Here is a 21,500-nt window from a genome sequence, read left to right on the forward strand (position 1 = left end):
ATGTTTACGTTGCGCGCGATGCAAACGAACAACAAACAGACTTGGCTGACCGCCACTCAGCGCGTCGTCTGTGTGCTAGCCCTCACAACGCTCGCCGCGTGCGCGACGCGGCTCGATCAAGCGCCCGTCGTCGACCGCTCGAGCACGCTCTCGACGGGCGCCGCGGCCGGCGCACCGGGCGCGGCGCAGCCGGCCGTGCCGCTCGGTCCGCCGCCACCGGGCTACTATCGCGTGAAGCCTGGCGATACGCTTTATCGCATCGCACTCGAAAACGGGCAGAACTATCGCGACATTGCCGCGTGGAACAATCTGTCGAATCCCAATCAGATCGAAGTCGATCAACTGCTCCGTGTGGTGCCGCCGGGCGCCAACGCGGCGGCAGTGACGCCGGGTGTCGCAACGGCACCTGTGACGGCGGGTGCCGCGGTGCAAGGCGCGCCGCTCGCTCCTTCGGGTACGTCGGGCGCGGCGGCTGCGAACGCGAATGCCGGTGTGCCGCCGGTCTACGGCACAGGGCCGGGTGCGACCGCGACAACCATTCCGCCGCAGCCCGCGGCGAGTGCAGCGGCGAGTTCGCCGGCCGCCGGGGGCGAGGTGACGTTCGGCTGGCCCGTGCGCGGCCCGGTCGTCAATGCGTTCGACGACAACACGAACAAAGGGCTGAACATCGGCGGAAAAGCGGGCGAGCCGGTGAAGGCTGCCGCGGCAGGACGTGTTGTCTACGCAGGAAATGGGCTGCGCGGTTACGGCAATCTCATTATCATCAAACACAACGCGACGTATCTCACCGCCTATGCACACAACCGCACTTTGATGGTAAAAGAGGGGGATGCGGTGACGAAGGGGCAGGAGATCGCTCAGATGGGCGACACCGATGCCGACCGCGTGATGCTGCATTTCGAGATCCGTCGACAGGGCAAACCTGTCGATCCGATGAAATACTTGCCGCCGCAATAAGCGATACGACCATGCCGACATCGAAGCGCCGCAAGCAGCAAGCCGAAACGGACACGCTCAGCCGCGTCACGCACGACCTGGTGCACGACACCGGCGCTTCGACGAACGAGCCCGAGGACGACCCTGCGGAGTCAGAAGGCGAAATGGAGCAGGAAGGCGCCGCGGAGCGCGCCGAGGACGAAGGCGAGGAACGCGAGGGTGCGGCCGAGCCGGGCCCCGATCCGGACGACTTCCGAGCCCTGTTGCAGGCCGAACTGACCGCCGACACGATTCAGCATTACCTGAATCGCATCAGCATCAAGCCGCTGTTGACGGTCGAGGAGGAGCAGCGCTATTCGCGCCTGGCCAAGGCCGGCGAGTTCGAAGCTCGGCAGGTGATGATCGAGCGCAACCTGCGCCTGGTCGTCAGTATCGCGAAGGGCTATCTCAATCGCGGCGTGCCGCTGCTCGATCTAATCGAAGAAGGCAATCTCGGCCTCATGCACGCGATCGAAAAATTCGATCCGACGCGTGGTTTCCGCTTTTCGACTTATGCGACCTGGTGGATCCGCCAGAGCATCGAACGCGCGATCATGAACCAAGCGCGCACGGTGCGGCTGCCGGTGCATGTGATCCGCGAACTGAATCAGGTACTACGCGCGAAGCGGCACCTCGAGAAGAACTCGATGAACTCCGGCGAGCCGGTGGAGCGGCGCGACGCCAGTATCGACGATATCGCCTACCTGACGGGCAAGACCACCGACGAAGTCACCGATATCCTCGCGCTCAACGAGCATACGGCTTCGCTCGATGCACCGCTGGATCTCGATCCGGCCAGCAGCTTGCTCGATTTACTGTCCGACGATCAAAGCCAGTCTCCCGACGCGGAAGTGCAGCATCGCGAATTGGAAACGCTTACGCGGGCGTGGTTGTCGCGTTTGTCCGACAAGCATCGGCACGTCATCGAGCGGCGCTTCGGGCTCAATCACATCGAGCCGGCGACGCTTGAAGAGCTGGCCGACGAAATGGGCCTCACGCGCGAACGCGTGCGGCAAATCCAGCAAGAGGCGCTCGTGCGCTTGAAGCGCTTTTTCGCGTCCAACGGCGTGCGCAAGGACGCCGTCCTTTGAGCGGCGCACGTCCTGTCCGGACGCAGTTCTATCGATATTCATGATTCCGATTCTCGTTTTCGACATCGAGACGATCCCCGATGTCGTCGGCATTCGCCGTCTCGACGATTTACCCGATTCGATGAGCGACGCCGAGGTCGCCGAACACGCCTTTGCGGCACGGCGCGAAAAGACCGGCAGCGATTTCCTTCCTCATCACTTGCAGCGCGTCGCCGCGATCTCTTGCGTGTTTCGCGATCGGACGGGGTTGCGCGTACGTTCGCTCGGCACCGTCGAGGATGGCGAGGCGGTGCTGATTCAGTCGTTTTACCGCGTGATCGAAAAGTACACGCCGCAACTCGTCTCGTGGAACGGCGGCGGGTTCGATTTGCCGGTCTTGCATTATCGTGCGCTCGTGCACGGCATCCCCGCATCGCGGTATTGGGACCTCGGCGAGGACGATCGCGACTTTAAGTGGAACAACTACATTAGCCGGTATCACTCGCGCCATACCGATCTGATGGATGTTCTGGCGATGTACCAAGCTCGCGCGAATGCGCCGCTCGATGCGCTGGCCAAGCTCTGCGGCTTTCCGGGCAAGCTCGGGATGGACGGCGGCCAAGTGTGGACGGCCTTTCGCGAAGGGCGGATCGAAGAGATCCGCAATTACTGCGAAACGGACGTCGTCAATACCTACCTGCTGTATTGCCGCTTCCAGCTCATGCGAGGCGCATTTTCGCCGGACGAATATGCGGACGAAGTGGCCTTCGTGAAACAGGCGCTCGCGCAGGAAAGCGCGCCCCATTGGCGCGAATATCTCGCTGCTTTCGCCGAACCCGCCGTGGTTCCGGCCGCGGCTGCGCCGCGCTGAATGCGCGACGAACCGCGTGTTCGTTCGACCTCCATCGATCAATCCAGCTCGAGCACGATCGGCTGATGATCCGATGCCTGTGTCGTGCCGTCGATTTCGCAGGTTCGTAAGCGGCCCCTCAAATCCTCGGTGACGAAGACGAAGTCGCAGGCTATCGGCCCGTCGCTCCATTGCGCGGTGTCGTACACGCCGGCCGTGGGCGGCGGCGTGGCACCCGGATGGCGCGCCGTCCAGGCATCGATGAAACCGGGGCTGTTCGCCAGTGGGGCAAGAAAGGCTCGGTAGGCTTCGGATCCGAATGCGCTATTGAAATCCCCGCAGACGATGGCACTGACCGGACGCGAGGTCGCCGCGAATGGGCCGGTTGCATTCTCGGCCGGAGCGGGATGGGCCGCGTGGTCTGCCGCTTCGAGCTGCATGCGGCGCAATGCGTCGACTTGCGCGAGGCGCTGCGTCAGCGAATAAAATTCCAGATGGGTGACGACGATCCGTAGCGGACCGCGGTCGGTCTCGACCACCGCCTCCAGCGCAACCCGCTGCATCGACGGCGCGCCGGCATCGGCGGGCCAGGGCAACGAATGGCGGATCGCCAGGGAGACGGGCAATCGCGTGGCGATCGCGTTGCCGAATTGGCGGCGTCGCGGCGAACCGTCGAGCGACGGCAGGTCGGCGCCGATCGCGTCGAGCACGGTGAAGCCGGGCAGGCGGCGGGCGATTTCTTCGAATTGATCGGGGCTCGGGCCGCCGGGCAAGGCGCCGAAGCCGCGCGTGATCTCCTGCATGCAGAGCACGTCGAAATCGGCCAGACGCCTGGCCGTGTCGATCGTTCGCCCGAGATCGACGTGACCTTGGGCGTTTCGCCCCCATTGGACGTTCCAACTCACGAGCTTCACGATTCGCCTCCGTCCGATTGCGCTGTTCGTCTACAATCTCGCCTTCCGTCCCATGTCCCTCAGGAAACCGCAGGTGTCCGAATTTCCCCGTAGTATCGCGCGTCGCCCCGAGGGCGGCGCATCGCCCGTCGAACGGCCCGCAATCGAGATCGATTCGCTCGATATGGAGGCGCGTGGAGTGGGGCGTTTGACGACCGAAAACGGCGAGCCCGGCAAGGTCATTTTCGTCGAAGGCGCACTGCCTGGGGAGCGCGTCACCTATTCGAGCTATCGGAAAAAACCGAGCTTCGAGCAGGCGCAGCTCGTCGATGTCTTGCGAGCAAGCGCTATGCGCACCGCGCCGCAATGCCGCTTTTTCGGCACCTGCGGCGGTTGTTCGATGCAACATCTCGACGAGCGCGCGCAGGTGGCCATCAAGCAACGCGTGCTGGAAGACAACCTCTGGCATCTGTCGAAGCTGCGTGCCGAAACCGTCTTCCGGCCGATCCACGGACCGACGTGGGGGTATCGGTACCGCGCGCGGCTTACCGTGCGCCACGTCGCCAAGAAAGGGGGCGTGCTCGTCGGTTTCCACGAGAAAAAGAGCAGCTACGTGGCCGATATGACGAGTTGCGAGGTTCTGCCCCCGCATGTGTCGGCAATGCTGGTGCCGCTGCGTCGTCTGGTCGAAAGCCTGTCCATTCGCGATCGCTTGCCGCAGATCGAGCTGGCCGTCGGCACGAGCGTCACGGCGCTCGTACTGCGCGTGCTCGAGCCCATGACACCCGAGGACGAAGCGCACGTGCGGACGTTCGCCGACGAGCATGGCGTGCAATTCTGGGTCCAGCCGAAAGGCCCGGACACAGCGGTGCCGTTCTATCCGCTCGACGTCGAACTGGACTACACGCTGCCCGAATTCGGCATCCGCATGCCGTTCAAGCCGACCGACTTCACGCAGGTCAATCACGCCATCAACCGTGTGCTCGTGGGGCGGGCGCTGCGGCTCCTGTCGCCCGCACGCACCGATCGTGTCCTGGACCTATTTTGTGGTCTCGGGAATTTCACGCTGCCGCTCGCGCGTCTTGCTCGCGAAGTGGTGGGGATCGAAGGCAGCGAGGCGCTGACGAGCCGGGCGCTCGCGAATGCGAAGGTCAACGGCGTCGATCGCCATACTTCATTCGCCTGCCGTAATCTGTTCGAGGTCACGGCCGACGATTTGCGCGCGCTGGGCCCGTTCGACAAATTCCTCGTAGACCCGCCGCGCGAAGGCGCGCTAGCCGTCTCCAAGGCGTTGGCTCAGATCGCCCAAAGCGGGGAAGGGCCGCTGCCGAAGCGGATCGTCTACGTATCGTGCAATCCGGCCACACTTGCGCGCGACGCCGGACTGCTCGTGCACGAAGCGGGCTACCGGCTCAAGGGGGCAGGCGTCGTCAACATGTTCCCGCATACTTCGCACGTGGAATCGATTGCGTTATTCGAGCGCGCTTGATGGGTGCGCTCGATGGGTGCGATTGATCAGGCAGGCCGGCTCCGAGCCGGCCTGCGGGCGAAAAAAAGCCCCCATTTTTGAGATGGGGGCTTTTTTGTCGATGGCTCGCCGCTTTGCCGGCGAGCGCGCCGACCTGCGTGACGGCGAACGGGCGTTACCACCCGCGTCGATCAATTACGGTTGTTACCGCCGAAAATACCGAGCAGCGAAAGCAGGTTGACGAACACGTTGTAAAGATCGAGATAGATCGCCAGCGTGGCCGTGATGTAGTTCGTTTCGCCGCCATTCACGACGCGCTGCACGTCGAACAGCATGAAGCCCGAGAAAATGACGATCGCGAGCACGGAAACCGTCAGCATCAGGGCCGGCAAATGCAGGAACATGTTGGCGACCATCGCCACGAGGATGACGATCACGCCCATGAAGAGCCACTGGCCGAGGCCCGAAAAGTCGCGCTTGCTGACCGTGGCGATCGACGCCATCGCGGCGAAGATGACGGCCGTGCCGCCGAATGCCAGCATGATCAGCGAGGGACCATTCGAGAAGTGCAGGATCATCGTCAGGAGCCGCGAGAGCATGAGCCCCATGAAGAAGGTGAATCCCAACAGGAAGACCACGCCTAGCCCGCTTTCCTTCGTGCGCTCGATCGCGAACATGAAGCCGAACGCGATCGCGAAAAAGGCCAGCATGCTCATCATCGGGCTCGTCGCGGCGAACAGCGAGAAGCCGGTGACGACGCCGATCCATGCACCCACGACCGTCGGCACCATCGACAGCGCGAGCAGCCAGTAGGTGTTGCGCAGCACGCGATTGCGGGCGGCCGCTGAACCGACTGCTCCGCCGCGGGCGACGTTGTACGGGTACTCGTTCATGCTTTCTCCTTGCGTAAAAACGCACTCGAATCGGGTCGTGCCCCGCGCCGGCTTACGTGCCGCGCATTTGGCCACCCGCTTCCTAAGATCGGTCCTACGAGCGCGAGTTTCAAGCTCCCCATCGACTTTTCGGACGAACTTTCGTCTGAGCTAGGGATCGATCGCAATCATACACTGGAACATGCTACAATTGCAGATTCATTAGAATTCGTAACCCCTTAATTTTTTGGAGTTTTTATGGCGATCGAGCGTACCCTGTCGATTATCAAGCCCGATGCAGTGGCGAAGAACGTGATTGGCCAGATCTACAGCCGCTTCGAAAACGCAGGCCTGAAGATCGTCGCAGCACGCCTGGCACAGCTTTCGCGCGCCGACGCGGAGAAGTTCTACGCCGTGCACGCCGCTCGTCCGTTCTTCAAGGATCTCGTGGAATTCATGATTTCGGGCCCGGTGATGATCCAAGTGCTCGAAGGCGAGAACGCCATCCTGAAGAACCGCGACCTCATGGGCGCGACGGATCCGAAGAAGGCCGAGGCGGGCACGATCCGCGCCGATTTTGCCGACAGCATCGACGCGAACGCCGTGCACGGCTCGGACGCCGCGGAAACGGCTGCCGTGGAAATCGCATTCTTTTTCCCGGAAATCAACGTCTACTCGCGCTGATCGCCGGGCACGACGTTAGCGTATTACGCTTGGCGCGCGCGGCCGCCCGGCGTGTCGCCGCGCTAGGCGCGGCGGCCGCGGGCAAGCCGCATTGAAACAGCAGGATCCGACATGACGAGCAGTCCTTCCGTCAATCTTCTCGACCTCGATGCCGCGGGGCTGGTCGCCTATTGCGACAGCCTCGGCGAAAAGGCGTTTCGCGCCAAGCAGCTGCAACGCTGGATTCACCAGTACAACGCCGCCGATTTCGACGGCATGACCGATCTTGCCAAGTCGCTGCGCACGAAGCTCAAGGATCGCGCGGCGATCGTGATGCCGCCGATCGTCAGCGATCACGTTTCGGCCGACGGCACGCGCAAGTGGCTCGTCGACGTCGGTAACGGCAACGCCGTGGAAACGGTGTTCATTCCCGAAGAAACGCGCGGGACGCTGTGCGTCTCGTCGCAGGCCGGCTGCGCCGTCAACTGCCGGTTTTGCTCGACGGGCAAGCAGGGTTTTTCGCGCAATCTCACCACGGGCGAGATCATCGGCCAGTTGCGCATGGCCGAATTCGCCTTGCGCGCGGCGCTTGGCCGTCCGCATGCACCGGATAACAAGGGCGAGCGCGTCATTACCAACGTCGTGATGATGGGCATGGGCGAGCCGCTGCTCAATTACGACGCGCTCGTACCGGCGCTGCGCCTCATGCTCGACGACAACGCCTATGGCCTGTCCCGGCGACGGGTGACGGTATCGACCTCGGGCGTCGTACCGATGATGGATCGGCTCGGGGCGGACCTGCCGGTGGCGCTGGCCGTCTCGCTGCATGCGCCGAACGATGCGCTGCGCGACATGTTGGTGCCGCTGAATAAGAAGTATCCTCTGCGCGAGCTGATGGCCGCGTGTCGGCGTTATCTCGCGGTAGCGCCACGCGATTTCATCACGTTCGAGTACTGCATGCTCGATGGCGTGAACGACACTGACGCGCACGCGCGCGAATTGCTTGCGCTGACGGCCGACGTGCCGTGCAAGTTCAATTTGATTCCGTTCAATCCGTTTCCGGAATCGGGGCTCGTGCGCTCCAAAGCCGATCGGATCAAGCGGTTTGCGCAGATCCTGATCGATGCCGGCGTGGTCACGACGGTGCGCAAAACGCGCGGCGACGATATCGACGCCGCGTGCGGCCAGCTCGCGGGTGCGGTGAAAGATCGCACGCGCGTGGCCGAGCGAATGGGCCGGGCCACGAATGGCCGGGCCACGAATGACCGGGTCGGGGATGGCCCGGTGGGGGATGGTCGCACGAGCAAGGTCATCGAAGTGCGGCCCGTGCGCTGACGCAGTCGGCCGCACGACCGAGGCGGCGCTGTGTGCGCGCCGCCGATGAGCAGTGAGACAGACGGTCTGCACGCCGAGGGCATCGAAAGAGCCCTTGGGGTGTGGAGTGGAAAAAAGAGAATCGACGCGAGGATCAGGGATGAGCGAGTCGCAGCATCCGCAATCAGAAGGCACACAGACCAGCGGGGGACGTTCGGGCGCAGGGGCAGGCACCGTGCCGCAGACGGCGCCGGGCGCCGCCTACGCGCCCCTCGATTCGCTGGCTGCGGTCGGCGCTCGCCTTGCCCAGTTGCGGGAAGCGAAAGGGTGGTCCGTCGACGACGTATCGGCTCGGCTGAAGGTTTCGCCGAACAAGATGCGAGCGCTCGAAGCAGGCGACATCAGCCAATTGCCCGGGACGACGTTCGCGCTGGGTGTCATCCGCAGTTACGCTAAGATGCTCGGGACCGACCCGGAGCCGTTCGCGCAGGCGCTTCGGCGCGTGAAAGGCGAGCCCGAGCCGGATTTGTCCATGCCCGCCTCGACGGGTGCCGATTTGCCGCGCGGCCGCGTTTCCGTGTCGCTCGGCGGCACGCCCAAGCACCGGTCCTGGTGGTGGGGCGTCGCGGCCGGCGTCATCGTCGTCATCGCCCTCGCCATGTGGCACCAAGGTGGCGAGTCGGCAGCATGGCTTGCGCGCCTGAAGTCCAGCGCGGGCGGAATGGCGGCTAATCCGGGCGGCACGGCATCGAGCGCGGGGGCGTCGGCTTCGGCGGTGACGTCGACCGGGGGCGTCGTGACCCAGGGCGCCGCGGCCGCATCGTCGGCAAGCATGGCCGCCTCCACGGACGCGAGCACGCCGGCGATCACGCCGCTCGAACCGACGGCGCAGGCGTTGGCCTCGCAGCCGGCTCCGGTGCAAGGCGCCTCGGCAACGGTGGCCGCGCCCGCGTCGCTATCGGCCGCCACGCAAGCGCAGGCGCAAACCGAGGCCGCCGCGTCGGTGCCCGCCGCGCAGCCCGAATCGAGCGCCGCGACGTCGGCTGCCGCAGCCTCGGCCGCATCGCCCGCCGCCGCTTCGGGCGCCGCGACGCTCGCAGTCAAGGTGTCGCAAGACAGCTGGTTTAGCGTGCGCGACAAGAGCGGCAAGGAAGTGTTTTCGGGGATGATCCATGCCGGCGACACGAAGGAAGTGTCGGGCGTGCCGCCCTTCAAGGTCACGGCGGGTAACCGCGCAGGGCTCGAATCGGTGACGCTCGACGGGCAAGCCGTCGATGCGGCGAAGTTCGGTCCTAACAAGGGCAACGTCGCGCATTTCACGTTGCCGTAACGATCCAACGCCGCGGCGAGCCCGCCGCGGCCCGTTCTCCATTCGGGTGTGCAGCCGTTCGGCGTACTGCGCACGCAGCGTAACCAGGACTCATGGGTCTTTCGATGCCTACCGACAGCAGCAGTCAGATTTGTTCTTCCGTGCCGATTTTCGGCGGTCCCGCGAAGCGTCGCGCCTCGCACGCGGTGGATGTCCGCTGGGGCGGCCAGCTCGTGACCATCGGCGGCGACGCGCCCGTGCGCGTGCAGTCGATGACGAATACCGATACGGCCGACGCGATCGGCACGGCTATCCAAGTGAAGGAACTCGCCCAGGCGGGCTCGGAACTCGTTCGGATTACCGTCAACACGCCTGAAGCCGCGCAAGCCGTGCCGGTCGTTCGCGAACAACTCGACCGCATGGGCGTGACGGTGCCGCTCGTCGGCGATTTCCATTACAACGGCCACTTGTTGCTGCGCGATTATCCCGCTTGCGCCGAAGCGTTGTCGAAGTACCGGATCAATCCCGGCAACGTGGGCCATGGCGCGAAACGCGACACGCAGTTCGCACAGATGATCGAAGCGGCAGCCCGCTACGACAAGCCGGTTCGGATCGGCGTGAATTGGGGCAGTCTCGATCAAGATTTGCTCGCGCGCATGATGGACGAAAACGCTGCGCGTAGCGAGCCGTGGGAAGCCCAGAGCGTCATGTACGAGGCGCTGATTCAATCGGCGATCGGCTCGGCCGAACGCGCTGTCGAATTGGGCCTCGGCCGCGACAAGATCGTCCTATCGTGCAAGGTCAGCGGCGTGCAGGATCTGATCGCCGTCTACCGCGAACTCTCGCGCCGCTGCTCGTTCGCGCTTCATCTGGGCCTGACCGAAGCCGGTATGGGCTCGAAAGGGATCGTCGCGTCGACGGCCGCCCTTGGCGTGCTGCTGCAGGAAGGCATCGGCGATACCATCCGCATTTCGCTCACGCCCGAACCCGGTGCGTCGCGCACGGGGGAAGTCATCGTCGGCCAGGAAATCTTGCAAACGATGGGGTTGCGTTCGTTCACGCCGATGGTCATTGCCTGCCCGGGCTGCGGCCGCACCACGAGCACGCTGTTTCAGGAACTCGCGTCTCAAATCCAGAATTATCTGCGTGCGCAGATGCCGGTCTGGCGCGACCAATACCCCGGCGTCGAGAAAATGCACGTGGCGGTCATGGGCTGCATCGTCAACGGGCCGGGCGAATCGAAGCAAGCCAACATCGGCATCAGCTTGCCCGGTTCGGGGGAAAACCCGGCCGCGCCCGTCTTCATCGACGGCGAAAAGGTCAAGACGCTGCGCGGCGAGCGGATTGCCGAGGAATTCCAGCAAATCGTGAGCGACTATGTCGAGCGCCGTTACGGCCGCGCGAGCGTCGCGAATTAACGACTCAACCGAATAACGATGACAGAACAGAAGAGAAAGCTCGAGAAGCTTGCCGGCGTCAAAGGCATGAACGACATCCTGCCGGCCGATGCCGCCCTGTGGGACTTTTTCGAGGCCACGGTCAAATCGATGCTGCGCGCGTACGGCTATCAGAATATCCGCACGCCGATCGTCGAGCACACGCAGCTATTTACGCGCGGCATCGGCGAAGTGACGGACATCGTCGAAAAGGAGATGTACAGCTTCGTCGATTCGCTCAATGGCGAGCATCTCACGCTTCGCCCGGAAAATACCGCCGCGGTCGTGCGTTCGGCCATCGAGCACAATCTGCTGTACGACGGCCCCAAGCGGCTGTGGTACATCGGGCCGATGTTCCGTCACGAACGCCCGCAACGCGGCCGCTATCGCCAGTTCCACCAAGTGGGCGTGGAAGCGCTCGGCTTCGCGGGTCCAGATACCGATGCCGAAATCATCTTGATGTGCCAGCGGCTCTGGGATGATTTGGGCTTGACCGGCATTCGGCTCGAAATCAACTCGCTGGGCCTCGCCGAAGAACGCGCGGCGCATCGCGTCGAACTCATCGCCTATCTCGAACAGCACGTCGATCTGCTCGACGAGGACGCCAAGCGCCGGCTCTATACGAACCCGCTGCGCGTGCTCGATACGAAGAACCCCGCGCTGCAGGAGATCGCGCAAAACGCGCCGAAGCTTATCGATTTCCTCGGCGAGGTGTCGCTGGCGCACTTCGAAGGGCTGCAACGCCTGCTCAAAGCGAACAACATTCCCTTCACGGTCAATCCGCGTCTCGTGCGCGGGCTCGATTACTACAATCTCACGGTGTTCGAGTGGGTCACCGATAAGCTCGGCGCGCAAGGTACCGTCGCCGCCGGCGGCCGCTACGATCCGCTCATCGAGCAACTGGGCGGCAAGCCGACGGCTGCCTGCGGTTGGGCAATGGGTGTCGAGCGTATCCTCGAATTGCTGAAGGAGGAATCGCTCGTGCCGCAGGAGGATGGGTGCGACGTCTATGTCGTCCACCAGGGCGATAGCGCGCGCGAGCAAGCCTTCATCATCGCGGAGCGCCTGCGCGATACGGGCCTCGACGTGATCCTCCATTGCAGCGCCGATGGCGCTTCGGCCAGCTTCAAGTCGCAAATGAAGCGGGCCGACGCGAGCGGCGCGGCTTTCGCGGTCATCCTCGGGGACGACGAGGTCGAGAACGGGACGGTGGGGATCAAACCGCTGCGCGATACGGCGGGCGGTGGCGAAAAGAGCGAGCAACGCACCGTGGCGGTCGAAAACTTGACCGAATTTCTAATCAATGCGATGGTTGCAACCGCCGAAGACGGCGACGACTGACGCAACCGTCGCCGCTCATGACAAGAACGGCGCGAGACAAGAAGGAATCGCTTTGCGATGAGTTATCACGACGAACAAGAATCGATTGAGAGTTTCAAGGCTTGGTGGGCGCAGTGGGGCAATACGTCCACGTGGATCGTGCTCGTGGCGCTCGTTGCCGCGGCGGCATGGAACGGCTGGCACTTCTGGCAGCGGCGTCAGGCGACTCAAGCCGCGGTGCTCTACGAGCAGGTGCTGCAGTCCGTTGCGGCCAAGGACAAGGCCGCCGTCGCACGCGATGCCGGGGACATGGAATCGCGTTACGGCCATACCGCGTACGGCGAAATGACGGCGCTCGCGGCGGCCAAGGCGCTCTATGAAGCGGGCGACGCGGCGGGTGCGAAAGCGCAGTTGCAGTGGGCGATCGATCACGCGAAGGACGACGAGTACAAGCAGATCGCGAAGCTGCGCCTGGCCGCCGTACTGCTCGACGAAAAGGCTTACGACGCCGGCCTCGCGCTGCTCGACGGCACGCCGCTCGAGGGCTTCCAAGGCGTCGTGGCGGATCGACGGGGCGACCTGCTGGCGGCTGCCGGCAAGCGGGCCGATGCGCGCAGCGCCTATGGGGTCGCGCTCTCGTCGCTGGGCAAGAGCGATACGTCCGCGCGCCAGCTCATTCAATTCAAGCTCGACGCGCTTGGCGGTTGAGCGGCGTACGTCCGTACCGCCGTCGGCCGCGCTTACCTGAACAACCTTTGACGAAGCCTCGCTCACCGATGAATTTGCTGAAACGTTTCGCTGTGCCCGTCGCTTGCGCGATGACCGTCCTCGCGATGGCAGCTTGCTCGTCCACCAAGGACCCGCGCCGTGAGCCGGTGCCGCTCACCGAGTTCAAGCCTGTCTTCAACGTCGAGCAATCCTGGAAGACGAGCGTCGGCAAGGCGGGGCGTTACTTCTTCTCGCCGGTCGTCGTAGGCGACGCCGTCTACGCGGCCGGCTCGAACGGCACGGTGGCGAAGATCGACGGGAAGACGGGGCAGACGCTCTGGAGTACCAAGGTTCACGCCGACCTGACTTCCGGCGTGGGTAGCGACGGCACCTATACCGCGGTCGGTGCGGAAAAGGGCGGCGTCGACGTGCTCGACGCTAACGGCAAGCTGCTCTGGAAGACGACGGTGCCGGGCGAAATCGTCTCGCCGCCGCTCGTCGGCAACGGCTACGTGATCGTGCGCACGATCGACGGTCAGATCAGCGCGTTCAATGCGTCCACCGGCGAGCTGCGTTGGCAGTACCGCAATCGCGCCGTGCCGCTCAACCTGCGCGTGTCGGCCGGGATGGCGTTCGCGGGCGATGCCGCCGTACTGGCCGGCTTTCCGGGCGGTTCGTTGTCGGCAGTCAACCTGAAAACGGGCGACGATTATTGGCAGGCGCCGGTGTCGTTCCCGAAGGGCGTGACGGAGGTGGAACGGATCAACGACGTGACGGGTGCGCCGACCTTGGTGGGCGCCGAAGCGTGCGCGGTGACGTTCCAAGGACGCATCAGCTGCTTCGATGCGAATAGCGGCCAGCCTGTCTGGGAGCAACCGTTTTCCGGCGTGAGCGGGCTTGCCGCAGACCGCACCGCGGTGGTGGCGCCCGACGATTGGTCGGTACTGCAAGCGTTCGACGCGACGTCGGGCAAGCCGCTGTGGAAGAACGACAAGCTCAAGAATCGCGACCTGAGCACGCCGTATTTGCTCGGGCCCGATGTCGTGGTCGGCGATTACAAGGGTTACGTTCACTTCCTGTCGCGCGACGACGGCAAGTTCCTCGCGCGCGTCAAGACGGACGGCAGCCCGATTACGGCCGCACCGGTAGCGGTCGGCAACACGCTGATCGTGCAAACGCACGACGGCCATTTGTACGGCTTCGTTTCGCACTGAGCGCAACGACCGTCGAGTCCTAGCCCGTGGCCGGCGAAGCCGGCTGCGGGCGTTTTCGAGCGCCGGTGCGTGTAGTGCGCGACCGGCCGATCGATACGAGGTGCCTCGCGCACCGCCGTATCGTGATAATTTTCGAGCAGCGGCGTGCTTCGGTGCGCTGGCGCTGGCCTCGGCCGTTCGCCTGAAGGACGTTGCCGCAAGCCGGCGCGTCATGCCGGTCCATGCCGCATGCGGCATATCGATGCGCCGATGGTCCCGCAACTCGCCGCTCCGGCGAGCCGGTGCGGTGGCGCATGCCTCACTTAGACAACGTCAGATGAAACCCGTAATTGCCCTAGTCGGGCGCCCCAATGTGGGGAAATCCACTCTGTTCAACCGGCTCACGCGTTCGCGCGATGCGCTTGTCGCCGATTTGCCCGGCTTGACGCGCGATCGGCACTACGGCGAGGGGCGTGTGGGCGACCGTGCCTATCTGGTCGTCGATACAGGCGGCTTCGAGCCTGTCGCCAAGGACGGGATCCTGCACGAGATGGCGCGCCAAACGCGGCAGGCGGTCGAGGAGTCGGACGTCGTCGTGTTTATCGTGGACGGGCGCAATGGGCTCGCGCCGCAAGACAAATCGATTGCCGATTACCTGCGCAAAACGGGCCGGCCGATCGTGCTCGTCGTGAACAAGGCCGAGGGGATGAAGTACACGGCCGTGGCGTCCGATTTCTACGAACTCGGATTGGGCGATCCGCGCGCGATTTCGGCGGCGCACGGCGACGGCGTGACCGAAACGATCAACGACGCCCTCGAAATCGCCTACGCGGGGCACCCCGAGGAAACAGAGGAGGACAACGCGGCGCGCGGGATCAAGATCGCAATCGTCGGACGGCCGAACGTCGGCAAGTCGACGCTCGTCAACACGTTGATCGGTGAAGATCGCGTGATCGCCTTCGACATGCCCGGTACGACGCGCGATTCGATCTACGTCGATTTCGAGCGCCAGGGCAGGAAATACACGCTGATCGACACGGCCGGATTGCGGCGGCGGGGCAAAGTATTCGAAGCGATCGAGAAATTTTCGGTTGTGAAAACGCTGCAGTCGATCGCCGACGCGAACGTTGTTATCTTGCTGCTCGACGCTCGTCAGGACATCTCGGACCAAGACGCTCACATTGCGGGTTTCGTGGTCGAGCAAGGCCGCGCGCTCGTGGTGGGCGTGAACAAATGGGATGGGCTCGACGCGCACGTGCGCGAGCGGACGAAAGCAGACTTGATGCGCAAGCTCAAATTCTTGGAGTTTGCGAAATTTCATTTCGTGTCGGCCACCGAGAAGACCGGCATCGGTCCGCTCATGCGCTCGGTCGACGACGCCTACGCCGCCGCCATGGCCAAGCTGCCCACGCCAAAATTGACGCGCGCGCTGATCGAGGCGGTGGAGTTCCAGCAGCCTCGCCGTCGCGGCCCCGTCCGTCCGAAGTTGCGTTACGCGCACCAGGGCGGCCAGAACCCGCCGATCATCGTCATCCACGGCAACGCGCTCGACGCCGTGACGGAGACGTACAAGCGGTATCTCGAAAATCGTTTCCGCGAAACTTTCTCGCTGACGGGAACTCCATTGCGCATAGAGTTCCGCTCATCGACGAATCCTTACGCGGACAAGGGCTGATTCGGGGCTCTCGCGCCTTGGCCGGATGGCCTGGGCGCCCCGTGCCACAACGAAAATCGGCTATAGTGTAGCGATTGGCGGCGGATTTCTTTTTCTTCGTCCCAATCTGGATCCAACCTGCAAAAAAACGACGGAGTTTGCTATGAGCAACAAAGGGCAACTGTTACAAGACCCGTTTCTGAACGCACTGCGCAAAGAGCACGTGCCGGTTTCCATCTATTTGGTCAACGGCATCAAGCTTCAAGGGAACATCGAATCGTTCGACCAGTACGTTGTGTTGCTCCGAAACACCGTGACTCAGATGGTCTACAAGCACGCCATTTCGACGGTCGTGCCGGCCCGTCCGGTCAATTTCCATCCCGATTCGGAAACGGCCTGATTCCATCCTAGCGGCCGGCGCGGTGCCGACTAATCGGCGCTGGCACCGGCCGCTTCCTATTTAGACGCCCATCAATTTGATCAACGCAGCGCTCGTCGGCATCGATTTCGGCAAGATCGACTTCGAAGCCAGTCTCGAAGAACTCAGTCTGCTCGCGCAAAGTGCGGGCGCCCATCCCGCCGTGACCTTGACCGGGCGTCGTTCCAGTCCCGATGCCGCGTTGTTCGTCGGCAGCGGCAAGGCCGAGGAATTGCGCCTCGCTTGCGAGGCCAACGATGTCGAAATCGTCATCTTCAACCACGCATTGGCACCGGCGCAGCAGCGCAATTTGGAGCGGGCGCTTAACCGCCGCGTCGTCGATCGCACGAGTCTGATCCTCGATATCTTCGCTCAGCGTGCGCGCAGCCACGAAGGCAAGCTGCAGGTGGAGCTGGCGCAACTGCAATACCTCGCCACGCGCCTCGTGCGCGCTTGGACCCACCTCGAGCGCCAGAAAGGCGGTATTGGCTTGCGCGGCCCGGGCGAGACGCAGCTCGAAACCGATCGCCGTTTGATCGGCGAGCGCATCAAGATGCTCAAGGGGCGGCTCGAGAAGCTGCGTCGTCAGCACGGCACGCAGCGGCGCCAGCGCGCGCGCAATCGTGCGATGTCGGTGTCGCTCGTCGGGTACACCAACGCCGGAAAATCGACGTTGTTCAATGCGCTTACCAAGGCGCAAGCCTACGCGGCCAACCAACTGTTCGCCACGCTCGACACGACCTCTCGCCGGTTGTACCTCGGCGACGAGGCAGGGCAGGTGATCGTTTCCGATACCGTCGGCTTCATTCGCGAATTGCCGCACCAATTGGTTGCCGCGTTTCGGGCGACGCTCGAGGAAACGATCCACGCCGATTTGCTGCTGCACGTCGTCGATGCATCGAGCGCGGTGCGGCTCGACCAGATCGATCAGGTGAACGAGGTCCTGGCGGCAATCGGCGCGAATACGGTGCGACAGATCCTCGTCTTCAACAAGATCGACGCCGTGCCGGAACTGGCGGCCCGCGGCGACGCGGTCGAGCGGGACGAGTATGGTAATATTTCGCGCGTCTTTTTGAGCGCGCGCACGGGGCAGGGTTTGGATACGCTGCGCGCAGCCATCGCCGAAATCGCCACCTCAGAACATCTCCCCGATAGCGGGGGCGCGCTGCCAGAAGCGGCGCCGCCGGCGCAGGGGCACGAAGATTCAGACGCATCGGCGTCGTCCGATGCGCGGACATGGCGCTCCGATTTGCATTGACCGGCTCTCCCAACTCGAGCGAACGAACACAGGTGAACGAATACAACGAGCGGAGTTTCTGGCTGCGTGCGCGCGCCATTCTGTCGATCAGCGATCCTCGCTGGGGTCGGGGCGACGGCAACGGCAGCCGGCAGCGGCCTAATGAGCCGAAGCGCGGGCCCGGCGGCGACGGTGACGGCCCGCCGGATCTCGACGAAATGTGGCGCGAGTTCAACCGGCGCTTGTCGCGGTTCTTCGGCGGCAAGGGGCCGGGCTCGGGTCCGGGCGATCGGCGTCCCGACAACGGGCGCGCTGCGCGTATCGGCGTGGGCATCGTCATCGGCGTGCTCGTCGCGATCTATATCGGCAGCGGCGTGTTCGTCGTGCAAGACGGTCAAGCTGGCGTGGTCCTGCAATTCGGCAAGTATCGCGGCACCGTTGAACCGGGTGTGCACGTGCGGCTGCCTTATCCGTTCGAGACCCACGAAATCGTCAATATCGCGCAAATTCGATCCGTGGAGATCGGCCGCGGCAATGCGATGAGCGACGCCGGTACGAAGGACGCCTCGGTCGTCACGCAAGATGGCGACATCGTCGATGTGCGCCTTGGGGTCCAATATCAAGTCAAATCCGCCACCGATTACCTGTTTCGCACGGCCGATCCCGATCTCAGCGTGACGCAAGCGGCGCAGGCTGCCGTGCGCGAAATCGTGGGCACGCGTACTGCCGCGAGCTTGCTCGACGGGAATCGGGACGCCATTCGCGAGCCGCTCATGCAGACGATTCAACGCGCGCTCGACCGGTATCGCTCGGGGCTCGCCGTGACGGGCGTCACGGTCATGTCGATCGATCCGCCGGCGGCGGTGCGAAACGCCTATGCGGACGCCGCTCGCGCACGACAAGATCGAGCGAGCGCCAAAGCGGAGGCGGACGCTTACGCGAGCCAAATTCTACCGGGCGCCAAGGCGCAAGCTCAGCGGACGATCGACGACGCGAAGGCGTACGCCGCGCGCGTGGTATCCGATGCACAGGGCGACGCCGAGCGCTTCAAGCAGGTCTACGCCCAATATGCGAAGGCGCCGGCCGTCGTGCGGGAACGGATGTATTTGGAAACCATGCGCGATATCTACGCCAATTCGACCAAAATTTTCGTCAGCGGAAAGCCGGGCAGCAGTGTCGTGAATCTCTCCGTCGATAAGCTGCTCGACGCTAACCGCCGCGCGTCCGCCGGCGCGAATCCGGCGGCGGCATCCGCCCCCGCGGCCGCGGCCGCGAGCGCGGTGTCGGGTGCCGCGGGCGCATCGGCCGCTCAGGCGCCGGCCGAGCCGAACGCCGCTAGCCAAGCGGCGGCGAGCGACGCCCTCCGTTCGCGCGATACGCTGCGTAGCCGCGCGCGCGAAGACGACTTGCAGCAATAAGGAGCGCTCGAGATGAATCGTATCGTTGCGCTCGTCGTGGTGGTGGTGGCCGCGTTGTTCGCCGGGGCGTCGACCTTGTTGGTCGTCGACCAGCGCCATGTCGCCGTCGTTTATTCGCGCGGCGGCGAGCACCCGGTGCTTGTCGGGCCCGGTCTGCATGTCAAACTGCCCACCCCGTTGCAAGCGGCCATGCTCGTCGACACGCGGGTTCGTACGCTGACGCCGCCCGACGCGGATCGTCTCGTGACGTCCGACAAATCGGACTTGCTCGTCACGCCTGTATTGAAATTCCGCGTGGCAGACCCGTTGGCGCTGTTCGCCGAAACCGACGGCGATCAGCAAAGCGCGCTCGATAAGCTCTCGGGTCAAATGCAAGCCGCGCTCGGCGAATCGTTTGCCAAGCGCTCGCTCGCCGATGTGCTGTCGCACGAGCGCGATGTGGCGCAGGAAGCGCAGAACGCGATCGGCGCGGCGGCGAAAACGCTCGGGATCGAAATCGTCGATTTGCGTTTAGCACGTGTCGATTTTCCGCAAACGAGTGCCGACGCCGTCTATAAGCGGATGGCGGCCGCGCAAGAGCAGGTAGCGGCCGACGAACGCGCGCAAAGCGCCACCGAAGTGGCGCAGATCAAAGCGGACGCGCAGCGACAGCGGGAAGCCGTCTTGGCCGATGCCGATTCGACGGCGCAAGCCGTCAAGGGCGAAGGCGACGCCAAGGCCGCGGCCATTGCGGCCGACGCCTACGGGCGCGACCCGGCGTTCTACCAGTTCTACGAAAGCTTGCAAGCGTATCGAAGCGTGTTCAAGGCGGGCGACGTGATCGTCGTCGATCCCGACAGCGAGTTCTTCCGCTTCATGCGCAATCCCGATGGGAGTAGCGTCCCAGCGTCCCCGGCCGTCTCGGCTTCACGCAAACATTGATTCAGGGGCGCCGCCGATCGACCGGCGGCGCCGGCATTTCATGGACATGGCCGGTTCGTTATTGCTTGCGATCGCTCTGATGCTCATCATCGAGGGCATGTTTCCGTTCGTCTTCCCGACGGCATGGCGCGAGACCTTTCGTAAAATAGCCGAACGCCCGGCGCATCATATTCGCATCGGCGGTTTGATCGTCATGGCGCTCGGTTTGCTGTTGCTCGTCGCGGCCACCTGAAACCGTCGCGGCGCTTTGCGCGATCGGCGCTCGTGCCCGCGCCGCTTTTCGCTTGACTCGCTTTCGGCTGCGCGCTGCGCGCCTCCTTTAATGTCGTAGGATCCAACGATGTCGACCTGGCTGCTTCCCGAAAATATCGCCGACGTGCTGCCTTCCGAGGCGCGCAAAATCGAAGAACTGCGGCGCGCGCTGCTCGATCGCTTCCGTACCTACGGATACGAGATGGTGATGCCGCCGCTGCTCGAGTACCTCGAATCGCTGTTGACCGGCGGCGGCAGCGATCTGAACTTGCGGACGTTCAAGCTCGTCGATCAACTGTCGGGGCGCACGCTCGGGCTGCGAGCGGATACGACACCGCAAGTCGCGCGCATCGACGCGCATTTGTTGAACCGGCAGGGCGTCACCCGCCTTTGCTACGCCGGCAGCGTGCTGCATACGCGCCCGCGCGGCCTGCACGCCACGCGCGAGCAGATCCAGATCGGCGCCGAGATTTATGGGCACGGCGGCCTCGAAGCCGACCTCGAAATCCAGCAGTTGATGCTCGACGTGCTGCGGCTGGCGGGCATCGACAATGTCCGGCTCGACCTGTGTCACGCGGGCGTGCTGCTCGCGCTGTTCGAGCGCGACGCCGTGGCCGCCGCGCGCGGCGAAACGCTTTACGAGGCGCTCGCCGGCAAAGATGTGCCCCGCGTTGTCGAGTTGACGCACGATCTGGATCCGGTGGTGCGCGATGCGTTGCGTGCGTTGCCGTCGCTGTACGGCGACGTCTCGGTCATCGAACTCGCGCGGCAGCGGCTGCCGCAATGGCCCACGATCGCACGGGCGCTCGACGATTTGGCGTTCCTCGCCGCGCGTGTCGAAGGCGGACACGCCACGATCGACCTCGCCGATTTGCGGGGCTACGCTTATCACAGCGGCGTCATGTTTTCCGCCTACGTCGACGGCGTGCCGAATGCCCTCGCGCGCGGCGGGCGCTACGATCATGTGGGACAGGCCTACGGCCGTGCTCGCCCCGCAACGGGCTTTTCGCTCGACTTGCGCGAGATCGCGCGGATTTCCCCGATCGAGGCACGCAGCAGCGCAATCCTCGCGCCCTGGAAGCATGACGATCTGTTGCGCGAACGCGTCGCCGCGTTGCGCGATGCGGGCGAAGTCGTGATTCAGGCATTGCCGGGGCACGATCACGCGCTCGACGAATTCGCATGCGATCGCGTGCTCGTAGAGCGCGACGGGGCTTGGCTCGTGGAGCCTTGCCTGCCGAACGCAGGGGCATGAACGGCGCGCTCGCGCGCACCGCCGTCATGCACTCGATGGGTCCATGCCGTTGAAGCGAAACGGAAAAATTCGGAAGCTTCCACGAACATGGGTAGAATACGTTTTTAACCAGCTAACGAAACAACATGTCTGCCAGCGCAGTGAATGCAGCCCCGGGACGCAATGTCGTCGTGGTCGGGACTCAATGGGGTGATGAAGGCAAGGGCAAGATCGTCGACTGGCTGACGGACCACGCGCAAGGCGTCGTACGTTTCCAGGGCGGCCACAATGCCGG

General features: G+C 64.0%; 21 protein-coding genes. 19 read left to right on the forward strand and 2 right to left on the reverse strand.

All coding sequences use genetic code 11. The annotated features are described in order from the left end of the window. Genes ACTHN9_RS02165 through ACTHN9_RS02175 form a run of 3 tightly spaced genes read left to right on the forward strand, consistent with a single transcriptional unit; the run spans window position 1 to window position 2,916 of the window. Window positions 1–957 carry a peptidoglycan DD-metalloendopeptidase family protein gene (locus ACTHN9_RS02165; protein ID WP_440535124.1) on the forward strand — a complete coding sequence of 319 codons (957 nt, stop codon included), beginning with the start codon at window positions 1–3 and terminating at the stop codon, window positions 955–957. An 11-nt stretch (window positions 958–968) separates the two neighbouring features. Continuing rightward, window positions 969–2,066 carry an RNA polymerase sigma factor RpoS gene (gene rpoS, locus ACTHN9_RS02170; RefSeq protein ID WP_440535106.1) on the forward strand — a complete coding sequence of 366 codons (1,098 nt, stop codon included), beginning with the start codon at window positions 969–971 and terminating at the stop codon, window positions 2,064–2,066. 40 nt (window positions 2,067–2,106) lie between these two features. Next, window positions 2,107–2,916, forward strand: coding sequence for a 3'-5' exonuclease (locus tag ACTHN9_RS02175; protein ID WP_440535107.1), 810 nt, complete (start codon window positions 2,107–2,109; stop codon window positions 2,914–2,916). A gap of 38 nt (window positions 2,917–2,954) precedes the next feature. Here the strand turns inward: ACTHN9_RS02175 and ACTHN9_RS02180 are convergent, their stop codons facing one another. Further along, window positions 2,955–3,809 carry an endonuclease/exonuclease/phosphatase family protein gene (locus ACTHN9_RS02180; RefSeq protein ID WP_440535108.1) on the reverse strand — a complete coding sequence of 285 codons (855 nt, stop codon included), beginning with the start codon at window positions 3,807–3,809 and terminating at the stop codon, window positions 2,955–2,957. Window positions 3,810–3,882: 73 nt separating this feature from the next. On the opposite strand from ACTHN9_RS02180, the gene rlmD reads away from it, so the two are divergent. Further along, on the forward strand, window positions 3,883–5,277 hold the full coding sequence (rlmD, locus tag ACTHN9_RS02185; RefSeq protein ID WP_440535109.1) for a 23S rRNA (uracil(1939)-C(5))-methyltransferase RlmD: 1,395 nt from the start codon (window positions 3,883–3,885) through the stop codon (window positions 5,275–5,277). 170 nt (window positions 5,278–5,447) lie between these two features. On the opposite strand, the gene ACTHN9_RS02190 is transcribed toward rlmD, so the two are convergent. After that, the gene (locus tag ACTHN9_RS02190; protein ID WP_440535110.1) at window positions 5,448–6,149 is read right to left on the reverse strand and encodes a Bax inhibitor-1/YccA family protein; all 702 of its coding nucleotides are present in this window, start codon (window positions 6,147–6,149) and stop codon (window positions 5,448–5,450) included. Window positions 6,150–6,386: 237 nt separating this feature from the next. Between ACTHN9_RS02190 and ndk the strand changes: the two genes are divergently transcribed. The 15 genes from ndk to ACTHN9_RS02265 form a co-directional block, all read left to right on the forward strand. Next, a complete protein-coding gene (gene ndk / locus ACTHN9_RS02195) occupies window positions 6,387–6,812 on the forward strand; it encodes a nucleoside-diphosphate kinase (protein ID WP_440535111.1) in 426 nt (141 codons plus the stop codon). 111 nt (window positions 6,813–6,923) lie between these two features. Beyond that, window positions 6,924–8,126 carry a 23S rRNA (adenine(2503)-C(2))-methyltransferase RlmN gene (gene rlmN, locus ACTHN9_RS02200; RefSeq protein WP_440535112.1) on the forward strand — a complete coding sequence of 401 codons (1,203 nt, stop codon included), beginning with the start codon at window positions 6,924–6,926 and terminating at the stop codon, window positions 8,124–8,126. A 139-nt stretch (window positions 8,127–8,265) separates the two neighbouring features. Beyond that, the gene (locus ACTHN9_RS02205; RefSeq protein ID WP_440535113.1) at window positions 8,266–9,435 is read left to right on the forward strand and encodes a helix-turn-helix domain-containing protein; all 1,170 of its coding nucleotides are present in this window, start codon (window positions 8,266–8,268) and stop codon (window positions 9,433–9,435) included. Window positions 9,436–9,527: 92 nt separating this feature from the next. After that, on the forward strand, window positions 9,528–10,832 hold the full coding sequence (gene ispG, locus ACTHN9_RS02210) for a flavodoxin-dependent (E)-4-hydroxy-3-methylbut-2-enyl-diphosphate synthase (protein ID WP_440535114.1): 1,305 nt from the start codon (window positions 9,528–9,530) through the stop codon (window positions 10,830–10,832). An 18-nt stretch (window positions 10,833–10,850) separates the two neighbouring features. Then, complete coding sequence (gene hisS / locus ACTHN9_RS02215) at window positions 10,851–12,191, forward strand: histidine--tRNA ligase (protein ID WP_440535115.1); 1,341 nt, start codon at window positions 10,851–10,853, stop codon at window positions 12,189–12,191. Between the two features lie 57 nt (window positions 12,192–12,248). Next, window positions 12,249–12,878: a tetratricopeptide repeat protein gene (locus ACTHN9_RS02220; protein ID WP_440535116.1), complete on the forward strand. Its 630-nt coding sequence runs from the start codon at window positions 12,249–12,251 to the stop codon at window positions 12,876–12,878. A gap of 68 nt (window positions 12,879–12,946) precedes the next feature. After that, entirely contained in the window at window positions 12,947–14,092 is a 1,146-nt protein-coding gene (gene bamB, locus ACTHN9_RS02225; RefSeq protein ID WP_440535117.1) for an outer membrane protein assembly factor BamB, read from the forward strand. Window positions 14,093–14,408: 316 nt separating this feature from the next. Beyond that, window positions 14,409–15,746 carry a ribosome biogenesis GTPase Der gene (gene der / locus ACTHN9_RS02230; RefSeq protein WP_440535118.1) on the forward strand — a complete coding sequence of 446 codons (1,338 nt, stop codon included), beginning with the start codon at window positions 14,409–14,411 and terminating at the stop codon, window positions 15,744–15,746. A 142-nt stretch (window positions 15,747–15,888) separates the two neighbouring features. Beyond that, window positions 15,889–16,125 carry an RNA chaperone Hfq gene (gene hfq, locus ACTHN9_RS02235; protein ID WP_102608263.1) on the forward strand — a complete coding sequence of 79 codons (237 nt, stop codon included), beginning with the start codon at window positions 15,889–15,891 and terminating at the stop codon, window positions 16,123–16,125. A 76-nt stretch (window positions 16,126–16,201) separates the two neighbouring features. Beyond that, complete coding sequence (gene hflX, locus ACTHN9_RS02240; protein ID WP_440535119.1) at window positions 16,202–17,401, forward strand: GTPase HflX; 1,200 nt, start codon at window positions 16,202–16,204, stop codon at window positions 17,399–17,401. A gap of 32 nt (window positions 17,402–17,433) precedes the next feature. Next, window positions 17,434–18,798: an FtsH protease activity modulator HflK gene (hflK, locus tag ACTHN9_RS02245; protein ID WP_440535120.1), complete on the forward strand. Its 1,365-nt coding sequence runs from the start codon at window positions 17,434–17,436 to the stop codon at window positions 18,796–18,798. A gap of 12 nt (window positions 18,799–18,810) precedes the next feature. Then, a complete protein-coding gene (gene hflC / locus ACTHN9_RS02250; protein ID WP_440535121.1) occupies window positions 18,811–19,719 on the forward strand; it encodes a protease modulator HflC in 909 nt (302 codons plus the stop codon). A gap of 40 nt (window positions 19,720–19,759) precedes the next feature. Continuing rightward, a complete protein-coding gene (locus ACTHN9_RS02255) occupies window positions 19,760–19,951 on the forward strand; it encodes a DUF2065 domain-containing protein (RefSeq protein WP_440535122.1) in 192 nt (63 codons plus the stop codon). 108 nt (window positions 19,952–20,059) lie between these two features. After that, window positions 20,060–21,226 (forward strand): ATP phosphoribosyltransferase regulatory subunit, encoded by a 1,167-nt coding sequence (locus ACTHN9_RS02260; RefSeq protein WP_440535123.1) that lies wholly within the window; start codon window positions 20,060–20,062, stop codon window positions 21,224–21,226. 125 nt (window positions 21,227–21,351) lie between these two features. After that, window positions 21,352–21,500: adenylosuccinate synthetase (locus ACTHN9_RS02265; protein WP_440535125.1), on the forward strand; the 149-nt coding region annotated here is incomplete at its 3' end.

This window comes from Trinickia sp. (assembly GCF_051953405.1).
Lineage (GTDB): Bacteria > Pseudomonadota > Gammaproteobacteria > Burkholderiales > Burkholderiaceae > Trinickia.

Bases quoted from the DNA above. Each gene is read 5' to 3' on its own strand.
- ACTHN9_RS02165 (WP_440535124.1), top strand. From the start codon at position 1: ATGTTTACGTTGCGCGCGATGCAAACGAACAACAAACAGACTTGGCTG.
- rpoS (WP_440535106.1), top strand. From the start codon at position 969: ATGCCGACATCGAAGCGCCGCAAGCAGCAAGCCGAAACGGACACGCTC.
- ACTHN9_RS02175 (WP_440535107.1), top strand. From the start codon at position 2,107: ATGATTCCGATTCTCGTTTTCGACATCGAGACGATCCCCGATGTCGTC.
- ACTHN9_RS02190 (WP_440535110.1), bottom strand. From the start codon at position 6,149: ATGAACGAGTACCCGTACAACGTCGCCCGCGGCGGAGCAGTCGGTTCA.
- ndk (WP_440535111.1), top strand. From the start codon at position 6,387: ATGGCGATCGAGCGTACCCTGTCGATTATCAAGCCCGATGCAGTGGCG.
- rlmN (WP_440535112.1), top strand. From the start codon at position 6,924: ATGACGAGCAGTCCTTCCGTCAATCTTCTCGACCTCGATGCCGCGGGG.
- ACTHN9_RS02205 (WP_440535113.1), top strand. From the start codon at position 8,266: ATGAGCGAGTCGCAGCATCCGCAATCAGAAGGCACACAGACCAGCGGG.
- ispG (WP_440535114.1), top strand. From the start codon at position 9,528: ATGGGTCTTTCGATGCCTACCGACAGCAGCAGTCAGATTTGTTCTTCC.
- hisS (WP_440535115.1), top strand. From the start codon at position 10,851: ATGACAGAACAGAAGAGAAAGCTCGAGAAGCTTGCCGGCGTCAAAGGC.
- ACTHN9_RS02220 (WP_440535116.1), top strand. From the start codon at position 12,249: ATGAGTTATCACGACGAACAAGAATCGATTGAGAGTTTCAAGGCTTGG.
- bamB (WP_440535117.1), top strand. From the start codon at position 12,947: ATGAATTTGCTGAAACGTTTCGCTGTGCCCGTCGCTTGCGCGATGACC.
- der (WP_440535118.1), top strand. From the start codon at position 14,409: ATGAAACCCGTAATTGCCCTAGTCGGGCGCCCCAATGTGGGGAAATCC.
- hfq (WP_102608263.1), top strand. From the start codon at position 15,889: ATGAGCAACAAAGGGCAACTGTTACAAGACCCGTTTCTGAACGCACTG.
- hflC (WP_440535121.1), top strand. From the start codon at position 18,811: ATGAATCGTATCGTTGCGCTCGTCGTGGTGGTGGTGGCCGCGTTGTTC.
- ACTHN9_RS02255 (WP_440535122.1), top strand. From the start codon at position 19,760: ATGGACATGGCCGGTTCGTTATTGCTTGCGATCGCTCTGATGCTCATC.
- ACTHN9_RS02260 (WP_440535123.1), top strand. From the start codon at position 20,060: ATGTCGACCTGGCTGCTTCCCGAAAATATCGCCGACGTGCTGCCTTCC.